11 protein-coding genes are annotated in these 12,935 nt (G+C 72.7%); 5 read left to right on the top strand and 6 right to left on the bottom strand.

The window, feature by feature from the left end; translation table 11 throughout:
- Positions 1–281 precede the first annotated feature (281 nt).
- On the bottom strand, positions 282–1,553 hold the full coding sequence (locus C2865_RS16705) for an MFS transporter (protein ID WP_106399425.1): 1,272 nt from the start codon (positions 1,551–1,553) through the stop codon (positions 282–284).
- An 81-nt stretch (positions 1,554–1,634) separates the two neighbouring features.
- Positions 1,635–2,165: a carboxymuconolactone decarboxylase family protein gene (locus C2865_RS16710; RefSeq protein WP_106399426.1), complete on the bottom strand. Its 531-nt coding sequence runs from the start codon at positions 2,163–2,165 to the stop codon at positions 1,635–1,637.
- On the opposite strand from C2865_RS16710, the gene C2865_RS41440 reads away from it, so the two are divergent.
- Complete coding sequence (locus C2865_RS41440; protein ID WP_269802722.1) at positions 2,164–2,289, top strand: hypothetical protein; 126 nt, start codon at positions 2,164–2,166, stop codon at positions 2,287–2,289. The two genes, C2865_RS16710 and C2865_RS41440, sit on opposite strands and share 2 nt — an antisense overlap.
- An 11-nt stretch (positions 2,290–2,300) precedes the next feature.
- Here C2865_RS41440 and C2865_RS16715 read toward each other — a convergent pair whose 3' ends face one another.
- Together C2865_RS16715 and C2865_RS16720 are read right to left on the bottom strand one after the other, a co-directional pair.
- The gene (locus C2865_RS16715) at positions 2,301–3,182 is read right to left on the bottom strand and encodes a hypothetical protein (protein WP_106399427.1); all 882 of its coding nucleotides are present in this window, start codon (positions 3,180–3,182) and stop codon (positions 2,301–2,303) included.
- Between the two features lie 307 nt (positions 3,183–3,489).
- On the bottom strand, positions 3,490–4,929 hold the full coding sequence (locus tag C2865_RS16720) for an MFS transporter (RefSeq protein ID WP_106399428.1): 1,440 nt from the start codon (positions 4,927–4,929) through the stop codon (positions 3,490–3,492).
- Positions 4,930–6,209: 1,280 nt separating this feature from the next.
- Here C2865_RS16720 and C2865_RS16725 point away from each other — a divergent pair.
- Positions 6,210–8,105, top strand: coding sequence for a protein-arginine deiminase family protein (locus tag C2865_RS16725; RefSeq protein ID WP_157963758.1), 1,896 nt, complete (start codon positions 6,210–6,212; stop codon positions 8,103–8,105).
- Between the two features lie 105 nt (positions 8,106–8,210).
- On the top strand, positions 8,211–9,098 hold the full coding sequence (locus C2865_RS16730) for a helix-turn-helix transcriptional regulator (RefSeq protein ID WP_157963759.1): 888 nt from the start codon (positions 8,211–8,213) through the stop codon (positions 9,096–9,098).
- Here C2865_RS16730 and C2865_RS16735 read toward each other — a convergent pair.
- Positions 8,985–10,175 carry an MFS transporter gene (locus C2865_RS16735; protein ID WP_106399431.1) on the bottom strand — a complete coding sequence of 397 codons (1,191 nt, stop codon included), beginning with the start codon at positions 10,173–10,175 and terminating at the stop codon, positions 8,985–8,987. The two genes, C2865_RS16730 and C2865_RS16735, sit on opposite strands and share 114 nt — an antisense overlap.
- 81 nt (positions 10,176–10,256) lie before the next feature.
- Positions 10,257–10,904, bottom strand: coding sequence for a TetR/AcrR family transcriptional regulator (locus tag C2865_RS16740; RefSeq protein WP_106399432.1), 648 nt, complete (start codon positions 10,902–10,904; stop codon positions 10,257–10,259).
- 128 nt (positions 10,905–11,032) lie between these two features.
- On the opposite strand from C2865_RS16740, the gene C2865_RS16745 reads away from it, so the two are divergent.
- On the top strand, positions 11,033–12,379 hold the full coding sequence (locus tag C2865_RS16745) for an MFS transporter (RefSeq protein WP_232835655.1): 1,347 nt from the start codon (positions 11,033–11,035) through the stop codon (positions 12,377–12,379).
- Positions 12,380–12,542: 163 nt separating this feature from the next.
- Complete coding sequence (locus C2865_RS16750; protein WP_269802733.1) at positions 12,543–12,929, top strand: PPOX class F420-dependent oxidoreductase; 387 nt, start codon at positions 12,543–12,545, stop codon at positions 12,927–12,929.
- Positions 12,930–12,935: the final 6 nt, after the last annotated feature.

A 12,935-nucleotide genomic window follows, 5' to 3' on the forward strand; every position in this document is an offset into this window, starting at 1 on the left:
CGGGAACCACCGCTCTCCGTAGGCGGCGAGGAGTCCGCGACTCCCGGTCCGGCGTCGATGTTCCGTGATGTCGGCCGGGTCTCGCGGCCCGGACACGGGACCTTCCGCAGGCTGACCAGCCGAATTTCGGCTTCTCCTCGACTGGCGTCAACGCATGCTCGTGTCAGACGCATTCGAGGAATGCGCTCGGTGTCGCATATCCCACGGCGTGCGCGACCTGGTCACGGGTCGGTGTTCGCGGTGCGCCCGGCCGGGAGCGTGTGCCGAACCGTCCGAGTCCGTTATGCGGCCTTGGACAGGGTGGATCTGTCCGTCCACGGTGTGGGCCGCTCGAGGGCCGCGGGTACGGTCACGGCTCGTCCGTCGTGGCGCGGCCACAGGAGGAGGGCTCCGACGGCGCCCGTTCCGGCGAGGACCGCGAGGACGGACCAGGTGAGGGCGAAGCCTGCGGTCGTGCCGAGCCGGCCCGCGATGGGGTAGGTGATCAGCCAGGCCAGGTGGGACAGGGAGAACTGGGCGGCGAAGGTCTCGGGGATCGCATCCGGTGCGACGGAGGCGCGCAGGACCTTGCCGGTCGGGGTGACGATCAGTGCCATTCCGATGCCGATCGCGGCCCAGACGATCGCCGTCCCGGCCCAGGTGGCCAGGCCGGTCGCGAGGAGGGCCACCGCGGCGGCCGTGCCGCCGACGAGAACCGCGGAGCCGGTCACCATGACGGTGCGGGCGGCGATCCGGTCGAGCACGCGGGGCAGCACGAGGGCGGCCAGGAGGGTACCGCCGCCGGACGCGGCGAGCATCCACGCGACGTCCGACTGCGAGCCGCCGAGCTCGTCGCGGACGTGGTTGACGGTGTTGACGACGACGATCGATCCCGCCGCCGCGACCACGAGGTTGAGCGCCATGATGCCGCGCAGCCGCGGTGTCCTGAGGAACGTCCTGATCCCTGCCGCGGCCTTGTCCCACACCCCGGTGCGGGCGCTGGGACGGGCGTCGGGGACGCGCGTCGACAGGATGAGCAGGGCCGAGAGGAGGAATCCGGCGGAGGTGCCCAGGAACAGCCAGTTGAAGCTGATGAACGCCAGGGCGATGGCCGTCAGCACGGGGCTGAGCAGGCTCTCCATGGTGTAGGCGACCTGGGAGGCGGACAGGGCGCGCGTGTAGTCGGACTCGTCGGTGACGATGTCGGGGATGACGGCCTGGAACGTCGGGGTGAACGCCGCGGACGCGGCCTGGAGCAGGCCGATCAGGACGTAGATGTGCCAGACCTCGGTGACGAACGGCAGTGCCAGCACGACTGCGGCGCGCACCACGTCGAGGAGGATCAGGAGGGTTCTTCTGGGGAGCCGGTCGGCGTACGCGGCGGCGAGGGGCGCTATGACCACGTACATGACCATCTTGACGGTCAGGGCGGTGCCGAGGACGGTGCCGGCGCGCGGGCCTGCGAGGTCGTAGGCGAGCAGTCCGAGGGCCACGGTGGTCAGCCCGGTGCCGAACAGGGCGATGACCTGGGCGCCGAACAGGTGGCGGTAGGCGCGGATGGTGAACAGTCGCATGGCGGGTTCCTTCCGTGTCCATGCGGCGGGGCACGGCCTCGGGCTGCAGGCCGTGCCCCGCGAGTCGGGGTGGGGGCGTTCCTATGCACCGGTGCCGCTCTCCGGTGTGAGGCCGGCGAGCAGGTTGAAGGCGCCGGTGAGGACGTTGAGCGCGACGACGCCGACGACGTCGGCTATCGCGCGGTCGCTGTAACCGTGTTCGCGCAGCGCGGTGACCTGCTCGTCGGTGATCGACGCAGGTTCGCGGTAGACCTGGAGGGCGAGGGCGATGATCGCCGCGATCGCGGGGTCGGCCGAGGTGCCCGCGCGGGCCCGCTCGATCTCCTCCTCGGCGACTCCCATCGCGCGGGCGGCGCTGACGTGCGCGTCGAGACACAGCCCGCATCCCTGCAGGGTCTGGACGGCGATCGAGATCCGTTCGCTGGTCCTGCGGTCGAGTTCGGCCCGTTTCATGGCCCGGCTGAGCTGGAGGTAGCCGCCCAGGACGGCGGGCGAGTGCGCCATGGTGGAGACCATGTCGCCGATCCGGCCGTGGCGGGAGGCCAGGTCGGCGAGGAGGTCGCGCGAGGCGCCGACCGCCGTGTCGGGCGTGAGTCGGGTCAGGCGTGGCATGACGGTCCCTTTCGCGTGGCGGGTGTACCGGAGGCGGCGGGCCGCCCGGCGGGTCGAGGGGCGGGCCGCCCGGCAGGTCGAGCGGCCTTCGGCCGCGACGCGTGTCGCGGCGGTCGGCCGGTGACGTCACTGCGGTCAGTGGTGTGCGTGCGCGTGGCCCTCGTGGTGACCTTCGTGGTGGGCCTCGTGGTGGCCCCCGTGGTGGGCTCCGTGCCCGGGGGCGGCCTGGGGCGCGGTCTCCGGGCGGGGGGCGGCCGCGGTGGCCCGCACCGTGAACTCGGCCGTCCGGACGACGCCGTCGTGCTGGAAGTCCAGGTAGAGGCGGTAGAGGCCGCCCGACGGCGCGGCGGCCATGAAGGTGATCGCGGGCCCCGGCTCGGCGGTGCCGTCACCGGGCGCGCCCTCCGGGTGGACGTGCAGGTAGCCGAGGTCGCCCACCCGCAGCGCCACCAGGTGCCCGTACGCGCCCAGGTAGGGCTGCAGGTCGGTGACGGGCCGACCGCCGCGGCTGACGGTGAGCGTCAGGTCGCCCGCTTCACCGGGCACGAGTGCGCCGTCGAGGGTGACGGTGTACTCGCCGACGTGAGCGGTGCGGGTCTCCTCGGGAAGCGGCCGCGGGTCGTACCGTCCGGCGACCGAGGCGTCGACTCCCAGCGTCATGGACCCGTCGTGGCCGTCCGGGTGGATGTCGGCGAAGAACCTCCAGGCCCCCGGCTCGAGGGTCACTTCTGCGCTCCAGGTGCCCTTCTCGTCCATCACCGGGTGCACGTGCTGGAACCCGGTCGTGTCGCGGCGAACGGCGATGAAGTGCAGCTCCTTCTCGTGCTCGGGCGTGAACCCGGTCACCGGCCGTCCGTCGGGACCGGTCACCCGGAAGGCGACCGTCCGCGCCCCGGCGGGCAGGATCGCCGAGTCGAGTTCGAGGGTGTACCCGTTCTCGGAGACCGAGAGCCCCCCGGGGCGGGTTTCGCCGTGGGCCGCGTGGCCGGTCATCCGGTGTCCGGAGTGGTTCTTCATGATCTCTCTCCACCTGTGCGATGCGTCTTCTGGTGCCGTCCGTGTCCGGCTCACCTGTCGCAACAACATACCCCCGGGGGGTATTTCCGTCAACGGCGCCCAGATGGCGGTATTCCGTGGGATCGCCGGTGGCGACGGTCTCCGCACGGCTCAAGGGCCTGCCCGCCGGACGGCGGGCAGGCCCTTGAGCGTCCGTGTCGTCACCGCGCCACCGAACCGGTTGACGGCGGGTGGTGCGCATCGCTCCCCAGGGCATCCTGAGGCCGCCTCTTTCTCTGGTCTCGACGGTCGGTGCGGGGCTCGATGGTCAGCGGCCGGCGGCGGGGCTCTGCTCGGCCGGGGAGGCGGGCCGGGCGGAGCGCAGGGTCGCGGCGGCCAGCGCTGCTCCGGCGAGGGCGATCAGGCCCGCGCCGACGAAGGCGGAGGAGAACCCGTCGGTGAGGGCGGACGGGTCGCCCGGCTCGTCGGCGCCTCGGGAGGAGGCGACGGCGGTCATCGCGGCGAGGCCGAGGGCCGAGCCGACCTGGTAGCCGGTGTTGACGATGCCGGAGGCCAGGCCGCCCTCCTCGGGCCGGGCGGAGGAGATCGCGGTGCCCAGGGAGGGGATGAAGGCCAGCGACATGCCCAGGGCCGCCACCAGCGATGCGGGCAGGACGTCCACCCAGAAGTTCCCGTCGGGGCGGATCAGCGACAACCAGCCCATGCCGGCGGCCAGGACGGCGAGACCGGCGACGGTCGCCGCCTTGGGGCCGAAGCGGCCGATGACGCGCGGGGCGATGACGATCATCCCGAGCATGATCAGGGCGGTCATCGGCAGCAGCGCCGCGCCGGACGGGAAGGCGCTGTAGCCGAGCACCTGCTGCAGGTAGAGGTTGAGGAAGAACCACATCGGGATCCAGGCCGCGCCGAGCAGCAGCTGCGCCAGGTTGGCGGCGCCGAGGTCGGGGGCGCGGAAGACCGACAATGGCATCAGCGGCTCGCGGCGCCCGGCCTGCACCGCCAGGAACACCCCGAGCAGTACCACGCCCACGGCCAGCACGCCCCAGGTCCCGGCCGAGGCCCAGCCGGTCTCGGGGGCCCGCACGACCGCGTAGACCAGGGCGCCGAGGCCCAGGGTGACGGTCAGCGCGCCGACCACGTCGATGGAGCCGCGGGCTCCGGCGCCGCCGGAGGGCATCAGCGCGGGCGCGGCGACCAGCGCCAGGATCGCGATGGGAATGTTGATGTAGAAGACCCACGACCAGGTGACGTACTCGGTGATGACCCCGCCGAGGAAGACGCCGGCGGTGCCTCCCGCGGGCGCGGCGGCGCCGTACAGGGCGAGCGCCTTGGTGAGCTCCTTGGGCTCGGACCCGAACAGCATCATCAGCAGGGTCAGCGCGGCGGGTGCGATGAGGGCGGAGCCGACGCCCTGGACGGCGCGGCCCGCGAGCTCGACCGCCACGTTGCCGGCGGCTCCGGCCAGCACCGAGCCGGCGAGGAGGACGACCCAGCCGGCCGAGAACAGGCGGCGGGCGCCGAACAGGTCGGACAGGCGGCCGCCGAGCAGCAGCAGGCCGCCGAACGCGACGACGTAGGCGTTGAACACCCACGACAGGTTCTCCTGGGAGAACCCGAGGTCCTCCTGGATCCGGGGCAGGGCCACCCCGATGATCGAGGTGTCCATGATCACCATGAACTGGGCCAGGGCGATCAGCGCCAGCGCCCACCAACGGCGGGCGGCCGGCGAGGCCGATGAGGTAGACATGATCACTCCTTACCCCCGGGGGGTATAGATCCGACAGGGGGAATACCCTAGGGGGGTATCGCTCGAACCGCAAGACCCGATCCCGCGACGGCACCGAGGGATTCGGGAGCGGACGGGTCCCGGCACTTCGGAGCGGGGCGCGCACCGTAAGGCGGCCGGGGCCCGCCACGGGAAGGGCGCGGCGCGGCTGGAGCGGCGGCGGATCGTCGGTCGGCTGAAACCGCCTGGGCTGCGGAACCTCATGGCTCGGGAGACGCTCGAATGCCCTGCGGGTGATTCGGCGGTGATGTGCGATCGTCGGCTCGCCCCGGCGAAGAGAACTCGTGTCTCGATTCGCGCGTGCCGCGTTCCGCGGTCAGGTATCCCGGGCCATGGTGGGCCTTTCCGGATACCGGATCTTCAGGGCGGTAATTCGCCTATGCGGGGGGCGCGGATGGGCGGTCATCCGCTCGGGGCCGGTGACAGGGCGAAGGCCCTGAAAATACGGTCGACGAGATCATGGCCGCGGAAAGGCGGAACCGCGATCGCGGGAGGCCGGAAGTGCGGCGGATTCTGATCTTCGCCCGTTCGGCGGCCCGCCGGGGTGGGGTCGGCCGGTTCGGCGGCCTGCGCTGTGAGCAGGCCGTTCGAGGGCCGTCGGCGGGCGGGCGCGGGGTGTCAGTAGCGGCGGCGCCAGCGCCTGTCGTCGCTGGGACGGCTCTGCGGGTCGTCGAAGTAGAAGGCCACGATCAGAACGAGCATCGTGATGGTCAGCACGGCAAGGAAAACGGCAGGGGAAAAGAGGGAGTCGGACATCATGCCCTTCTCTCGCGGGTCGGGGGCGGACAGAATTGGCTTTCTCCCATTATGTGTGGTCCGGTGGGCTGACGATGCCGCTCCTTAGGACGGGTACGGGGGCCGGAGGCCGCAGGCCCGTCGGATTTCCCTGTGAGCGATATGCCGTGACCTGGCCTGTTTTGTATTCCCTGTGACGGGCCGCACAGGAAAGGCGCGCTCCGGGGTCGCCGCGGCTGTAACGAAGACCACTCGGGAAATGCCGCCGCGCGGGTGTCGATTCCCCCGGCAGGGAAAGTCCGGGACCGGTCCACCGGACTGCGCTCCGTCTGGGAGCCGCACGACGGGGTCTGGCCGGCCGCCGCGCTGGAGAACTTCCCGGTCCCGCAGGAGGCCTGAGCCGGGGGCCTTGCCCAGGGGCCGCGCCGCACGGCCGGTGTGACCGGCGAGAAGATCTGCCGAACGGCAGATGCCCGGCTACGGCCGTGGACCCGAGGCTTGTCCCCATGAAAGATCACAAGCGGATCGTAGGGATCGGGGTGTCCGCGGTCGTGCTGGCCCAGCTCACCGCGTGCGGCCTGACGGCCGGCGCCTCACCGGTGGGCGCGTCGCAGGCCGGGGCGTTGTTGCGTGCCGACACCGACCGCGACGGACGGCTGTCGCCCGCCGACGACGACCGGCGCGGGAACTGGACGGACACCCGCGGCGCGATCATGTTGCCGAACGTCGACGACGACGCGTCGCGCTGCCCCGCGAAGGGACGGGGCGGCGCGCGGCTCACCGACGCGGCGCTGGCCGCCTGCAACGACGCCGCGGACGCGGTGGTGAACGGGGCGGAGGACGCCGCGGATCTGGCGCCGCTGGAGATACCGGCGGTCAAGGGGGTTTCGTCCGCCGCGCGGGCGACGCTGCTGCCCGATGCCCCTTCCCGGAACAGGATGCGGATCTTCATCACCCGCGGCGGGCGCCTCAAGGCACTCGGCGCGGACGGTGCGATCCGCGCGGACGAACTGCGGCGCGGAGTCAGGCTGGCGGTCGAGGCGCGCGACTTCGTCCGCGATCCGGCCGTCTGGTCCGGGTTCGCCGACCTCACCCTCACCGTCACCGACGGCGGCCGGACCCGGAGCGATACCGTGCGGCTGCGCGTGGCCCCCGTGCTCTTCCAGCACGACCTCCTGCGCCTGGACCGGGCCGTGGTGGCGAGCCCCGAGGCTCCCGTGACGCTCGAAGGAGGGAACGCGCCTGCCGAGCCCACTGCGGGAGCGAAGGAGTACCGGCGCGACCTGCGGCGCGGCCTCGACGCCGAAGGGCTGCGCAAGCCGTTCATCGAGTCGCCTGCGGGCGGCGACCAGTGGATGGGCGACATGTTCAAGGCCGGTTACGCGTCCATGCCGGGACCGGGCGGTCGGGAGCACCACATCGTGGTCAACCTCCGTTCCCCGGCCGTGACGCCGGACTTCCCGGCCCGTGACCGCCCGCTGCGGGACGCCTCCCGGCCCGTGTTCACGATGATGCGCGGTCCGGGCGTCGCGGGACTCCAGCAGTTCGACGCGAAGGCCGTCGACCGCCCTGACGACAACCTGTACTACGGATCGGCGAGCTCGAGCGGCAATTTCGGGACGATCCCGCCGTACGGCGAGTACCCCACCGGACGGATCCTCTACGGCGGCGAGGGAAGGTTCACCCCGGACGCGACGTTCGTCCGGATGCTGGAGGCCCAGGGCCACCAGGCCCCGCTCGCCGTCGACACCGGCTGGCTCGGCGTGGGGCACCTCGACGAGTTCCTCCACTTCGTGCCCAGGCGGGGCGGCAAGGGGTGGGCCATGGTCGTCGCCGATCCCGGTCTGGGAATGGAGCTCCTGAAGCAGGTCGCCGACGGCGGCGGAGGCGGGCAGCGGCTGGTCCGGGGCGTCGCGCCGGCGGACACGCCCTTCCCCGGCCTCACCGTCGACCAGGCCCTCGCCAAGCCGGAACTGGTGAACGGCACCCGCATCGCCGCGGCCGGCGTCGAGCGGGCCCTGCGGCAGCTCCGCGACGGGGCGGGGATCACCGAGCAGGACATCATCCGCCTTCCGGCGCTGTTCACCCGGCTCGACCTGCCCGACGACTACCCGCGCAAGGACCTGACCATCACCTACCTGCCCGATGTCGCCAACGGCATCAGCACGGGGACCGGCGGGTACCTGGCCCCCGCCCAGCACGGGCCGCGGCAGGGCGGGCAGGACGTGTTCCAGCGGGCCACCGAACGGGCACTGGACCGGGTCGGCGTCCGCGTCCACTGGATCGAGGACTGGGACTACGCGCACAACGTCGGCACCTCGGGCGGGGACGTCCACTGCGTCACCAACGTCCAGCGCGATCTGAGCGGCACCGAGCCCTGGTGGCGTCCCGCGAAGGGCTGAGCGGAGCCGTCAGAGAGGAAGCGGCGCCCACCGGCGGCGAATTACGGTGTGAAACCGGGAATATTTGCTTCTCCCGGCCGTGCTGCCCCTCATGTGACAGGTGTCATGGAGAGGGCGGCCGTGCCGGGGGCCGCGTGGGAGATGTCGAGTCTGCGCCATGTCCGGCTGGCGGGCGGGATGACGCTCGCCGGGCCTTCCGGGCCGCGGTGGGCGCTGGTGGCGGACGGTGCGGTCGTGCTCGAGACGGCGGCCGGGTCCGAGCCGCTCGCCGGTGGCGACGCGGTCCTCGTCGAGGCCCGTACCGCCCACCGGTTCACCGCGTCCGGGCCGTCCGGCCTGGTCGTCGCGGACCTGCGGCTGGCCGTCCCGGCGTACCGGCTGCCGAGCCCGCTGGTCGTGCGGGACTTCGGCACCCGTCACGCCGGCGTCTCGGCGCTCGTGGGGCAGTGCCAGCTCGGAGACGGACGCGGGCTGCCGCTCTTCGCCGCGAGTTACGGCAACCTCATCGGCGCGGCGATGACCCAGTCCTGGCTCGACGAGGAGCGGCGGGACGGCGGCGACGCCTCGCCGGATCCGGCCGTCGCCGCCGTCGTGGCCGCCGTGACAGAGCGGCCGGGGGAGCCGTGGACGGTCGAGCGGATGGCGGGTCTGGTGCACCTGTCGCGTTCCGCACTCGGCGAGAGGTTCCGGCGCGCGCTCGGGCGGAGCCCCGTCGAGGTGCTCCGGGAGGCGCGGATGCGGGAGGCGCGCCGGTTGCTCGGCGACGCCTCCCATCCGGTGGAGTACGTGGCATTCGCTGTCGGTTACGGGTCGTCTGCGGCTTTCAGCCGGGCTTTCTCCACACACCACGGGATCGCGCCGCAGGCCTGGCGCGGCGCCTCATCCACGGGGGACCCGGAGCAGGGCGAAGAGCACACCGGCCGCGACGGCGGACGCGGCGCCGAGCAGGAGCGCGGACGTGACGCCGTACGTGTCGAGGAGCGCGCCTCCTGAGGCGGAGCCGAGGGTGATCGCCACCTGGAAGGCGGTGACCTGCAGCGACAGGGCCGACTCGGCGCGCTCCGGCTCGACGCGGGTCACCCACAGCTGGGTGGCGACCGGGACCATGTTGAAGGCCACGCCCCACAACACGACCGCCGCGGCCAGCAGCGGCAGCGCCGTCGAGGTCACGGTGAGCAGGAGGCTCGCGCCGAGCAGCAGCGGGGCCGTCGCGACCACCGCCCGCAGCCGGCCGGCGAACCGCCCGGCCGCCAGGTTGCCGACCAGGCCGCCCACGCCCCAGGCCAGCAGCAGCCAGGTGGTGCTCCCGCGGTCCACCTCCTCGATGACGACCCGGATGTAGGGGTAGGCGGCGAAGTTGCCGAACGCGACGAGGACCACGCCCAGCACGCCGGTCATCAGCCGCCGGTTGGCGACCGCGCGCCGCAGCATGGTGAAACCGGCGGACGGGTGCGCGGGCACGGGCGGCAGCGTCCTGGCGACGGCCAGCGCGCTCAGGGCGCTGAGGACGGCCGCGCCGGCGAACACGGCGCGCCAGCCGACCTCGTCGCCGACCAGGGACGCCAGGGGCACGCCCGCGATGGTCGCGAGGGTGACGCCGAGCGCGATGGAGGTCGAGACCGTGTTGTCGCGGCCGGGCACGGCGTGGGTCCCCGCGCCGAACGCGAACGACCAGTAGCCCGCGATCGCGATGCCGAGCACGAGTCGGCCCAGGAGCAGGACGGCGAAGTTGGGCGCGGCCGCCACCGCGAGGTTCGCGACGACCGACGCGAGCAGCAGCCCGACCAGCACGGTGCGCCGGTCGGTCCGCGGCAGGAGGACGGCGATGCTGGGCGCGGTGACCGCGCCGGCGATCGCGGTCGCCGCGACCGCCAGCCCGGCGACGCCCTCGCTGACGCCGATGTCGGCGGCCATGGCGGGCAGCACGCTCGCGGGCAGGAACTCGCTGGCCACCAGGGCCCCGATCCCGGTCGCGAGCGCGGCGAGCGGAGCACGGGCGCCGCGCTCGGCGGCCGGTGTCTTCGTGACGGGTGCGGAGTCGGGAGGAGGGAGAGATTCTTGCGTGTGCATGGACCCAGCTTCGCCGCCCCCGGACCGCCGCGGTTGATCGTGTGACGCGCGCGGTTGATCGTATGACCGGTCCGGGCGGCGTCAGGCGCCGCGGGAGGACATCGTCTCGACGCCGGCGAGGAGGAGGTCGACGCCGAAGGCGTAGTACTCGTCGAGGTCGAGGTCGGTCTCGACGGAGTCGGCGAAGGCGTTCAGCTTCGGGAACTCGCCGGCGGGGTAGCGGTGCAGCTGCATCTTGATCTGCCGCCGCCACTCGTCGGCGTCGCCGTGCTTCCACGTCCGCGGGCAGGGCTGGTCGGAGACCAGCGCGCAGACGCCCTTCAGGAGGTATGAAGCCACCTGGTTGGCCTCGATCAGGGAGAAGCCGCCCCTGGTCAGAAAGGTCAGGGCGGTCTCCATGGCGTGCGCGAAGCCGGCGGCGCCGAGCTTGTCGGGCGTCTGCAGCAGTTCGTTCGCGTACGGGTGGGCGCGCAGGCTGCCGAGCAGCGCCACCACCTGGCGGCGGAGGCCTTCGAGCCACGGTTCGGTGTCCCTGTCGACGCACACGTCGGCCATCAGCGCGTCGATCATGCCGATGAACAGCTGATCCTTGTTCTTGAAGTGCCAGTAGAGCGCCATGGGCGTGACGCCCAGCTCGTGGGCCAGCCGGCGGATGGTGACCGCCGCGAGCCCCTCCTCGTCGCCGATCCGGAGGGCGCTGTCGACGACCGCCTGCTTGGTGAGTGCCACTTGACAACTATACGTCGTACGAGTTCAGATGTACGCCGTACATGTACGTCGTACAAGTACTTCGTATAGGACAGGGAGCGGTAGTGGATCGCCGGGTCGCCCTGGGGGCAGTCGCCCTCGGAACCTTCATGACTTATCTCGACAACAACGTCGTCAATGTCGCGCTGCCATCGATCCAGCGCGATCTGGGGCTCACGATCTCCGGCCTCGAGTGGATCGTCAGCTCCTACATCCTGGTCTTCGCGGGACTCCTGCTGGCCGGCGGCCGCCTCGCCGACCTCTTCGGCGTCCGGGCCGCCTTCCTCGGCGGGCTCGGCGTCTTCACCGCGGCGTCCGCGCTCGCCGGTCTGGCCGGCAGCCAGGAGGTCCTCATCGGGGCGCGGGCGCTGCAGGGCGTCGGGGCCGCGCTGCTGGCGCCCGCCGCGCTGGCCGCGATCGCGGCGCTGTTCCCCGAGCCCGCCGAGCGGGCCAGGGCCATCGGCCTGTGGGGCGGCATCGGGGCGCTGGCCCTGGCGCTCGGCCCGCTGATCGGCGGGGTGCTCAGCGAGCACGCCCACTGGGGGTGGATCTTCCTGGTCAACGTGCCGGTCGGCGTCGTGACGGCGGTCCTGGGCGTGCGCCACCTGCCCGCGGGCAGCCGCTCCCGCCGCCCCCTGGACGTGTACGGGCTGGGCACGTCGTCGGCGGCGCTGCTGGCCCTGACCTACGCGCTCATCGAGGGCGAGCGGAACGGCTGGACCTCCGCCCCGATCCTCGGCTCCTTCGCCGCGGCCGCGCTCTTCGCGGCGGTGTTCGCCGCGGTCGAGCTCCGCTCCGCCGACCCGATGATCGACCTGCGCCTGTTCCGCCGGAGGATGTTCACCGGCGGGCTGGCGATCACCGGCCTGTGGGCGTTCGGCGTCTTCGGGATCTACTTCTTCCTCGCCCTCTACCTGCAGGGCGTGCTCGGCTTCAGCCCGACCGGGGCGGGTGCGGCGTTCGTGCCGCTGGCCCTGGTCATGGCCGTCATGGCGGGGGTCTCCGACCGGCTGGCGCGGCGGTTCGGCCCCGGCCCGGTCACCGCGTCCGGCATGGCGCTGATGGCGGCGGCCGTCGGCTGGATGTCCACGATCGGCGCCGGCGGCGGCTACTTCGACCTGCTGCCCGCGTTCCTGCTCTACGGGCTCGGCGCGGGCATGCTGATCCCGCTCAACGACGTGATCATCGGCGCGATCCCCGCGTCCGACACGGGCGTCGCCAGCGGCATGCTCAACGTCTCCCGCGAGGTGTTCGGCCTGCTCGGCGTGACGGTCCTGGGCGCGATCCTCACCGCCCGCCAGACCGCGGAGACCCCGGCCGCCTTCCTCGACGCCTACCGGTTCACCCTGGTGGCCGCCGCCGTGATCATCGCCCTGGCGGTGCCGCTGGCCCTGGCCACCCTGCGCCGCCCCGCCCCCTCCGCGGAGAAGGAGCCGGATCCCGTCCTCGCCGCCTGACCGCGGCCACGGCCCGAGCCCCCGCTCCCCGCCCGGGGACCGGGGCCGGGTGAGGGGGCACCGTGGTCGATCAGGTCGGGGTGTTTCGCCGGGGGGCGGAGGGGCATCGACGTCTTGGGGGGGGAACATGTCCAAACCGCCGTTGCCGGCTGATGCCGTCGCCATGCTGGGCCGACCGAATCCGTGCGTGATGGCCACGCTCCGCTCGGACGGGACGCCCGTCACCACGCCCACCTGGTACCTGTGGGAGGACGGGCGGGTGGTGGTGAACCTGGACGGGGAGCGGGTGCGGCTGAAGCACCTGCGGCGCGATCCCCGGGTGTCGTTCACGGTGCTGTCCGAGGACGACTGGTACTCGCACGTCAGCCTGATCGGCCGTGTGGTGGAACTGCGCGAGGACCGGGAGCTGGCCGACATCGACCGGATCGCCCGCCACTACACCGGCGAGCCCTACCCCGACCGGGTCCGCGCCCGGGTCACCGCCTTCGTCGAGGTCGACCGCTGGCACGGGTGGGGCGCCTTCAAGGACAGCGACCAGGCCTCCACCTGAGGGAGG

Origin of the sequence: Actinocorallia populi (genome assembly GCF_002995495.1) — a bacterium.
Taxonomy (GTDB): Bacteria; Actinomycetota; Actinomycetes; order Streptosporangiales; family Streptosporangiaceae; genus Actinocorallia; species Actinocorallia populi.

What these genes read in the sequence shown, in the direction of transcription:
- C2865_RS41440 (WP_269802722.1), top strand. Translation starts at nt 2,164, where the DNA reads ATGACGGTCCCTTTCGCGTGGCGGGTGTACCGGAGGCGGCGGGCCGCC.
- C2865_RS16710 (WP_106399426.1), bottom strand. Translation starts at nt 2,165, where the DNA reads ATGCCACGCCTGACCCGACTCACGCCCGACACGGCGGTCGGCGCCTCG.
- C2865_RS16745 (WP_232835655.1), top strand. Translation starts at nt 11,033, where the DNA reads ATGACTTATCTCGACAACAACGTCGTCAATGTCGCGCTGCCATCGATC.
- C2865_RS16720 (WP_106399428.1), bottom strand. Translation starts at nt 4,929, where the DNA reads ATGTCTACCTCATCGGCCTCGCCGGCCGCCCGCCGTTGGTGGGCGCTG.
- C2865_RS16750 (WP_269802733.1), top strand. Translation starts at nt 12,543, where the DNA reads ATGCTGGGCCGACCGAATCCGTGCGTGATGGCCACGCTCCGCTCGGAC.
- C2865_RS16735 (WP_106399431.1), bottom strand. Translation starts at nt 10,175, where the DNA reads ATGCACACGCAAGAATCTCTCCCTCCTCCCGACTCCGCACCCGTCACG.
- C2865_RS16730 (WP_157963759.1), top strand. Translation starts at nt 8,211, where the DNA reads ATGGAGAGGGCGGCCGTGCCGGGGGCCGCGTGGGAGATGTCGAGTCTG.
- C2865_RS16705 (WP_106399425.1), bottom strand. Translation starts at nt 1,553, where the DNA reads ATGCGACTGTTCACCATCCGCGCCTACCGCCACCTGTTCGGCGCCCAG.
- C2865_RS16725 (WP_157963758.1), top strand. Translation starts at nt 6,210, where the DNA reads ATGAAAGATCACAAGCGGATCGTAGGGATCGGGGTGTCCGCGGTCGTG.
- C2865_RS16715 (WP_106399427.1), bottom strand. Translation starts at nt 3,182, where the DNA reads ATGAAGAACCACTCCGGACACCGGATGACCGGCCACGCGGCCCACGGC.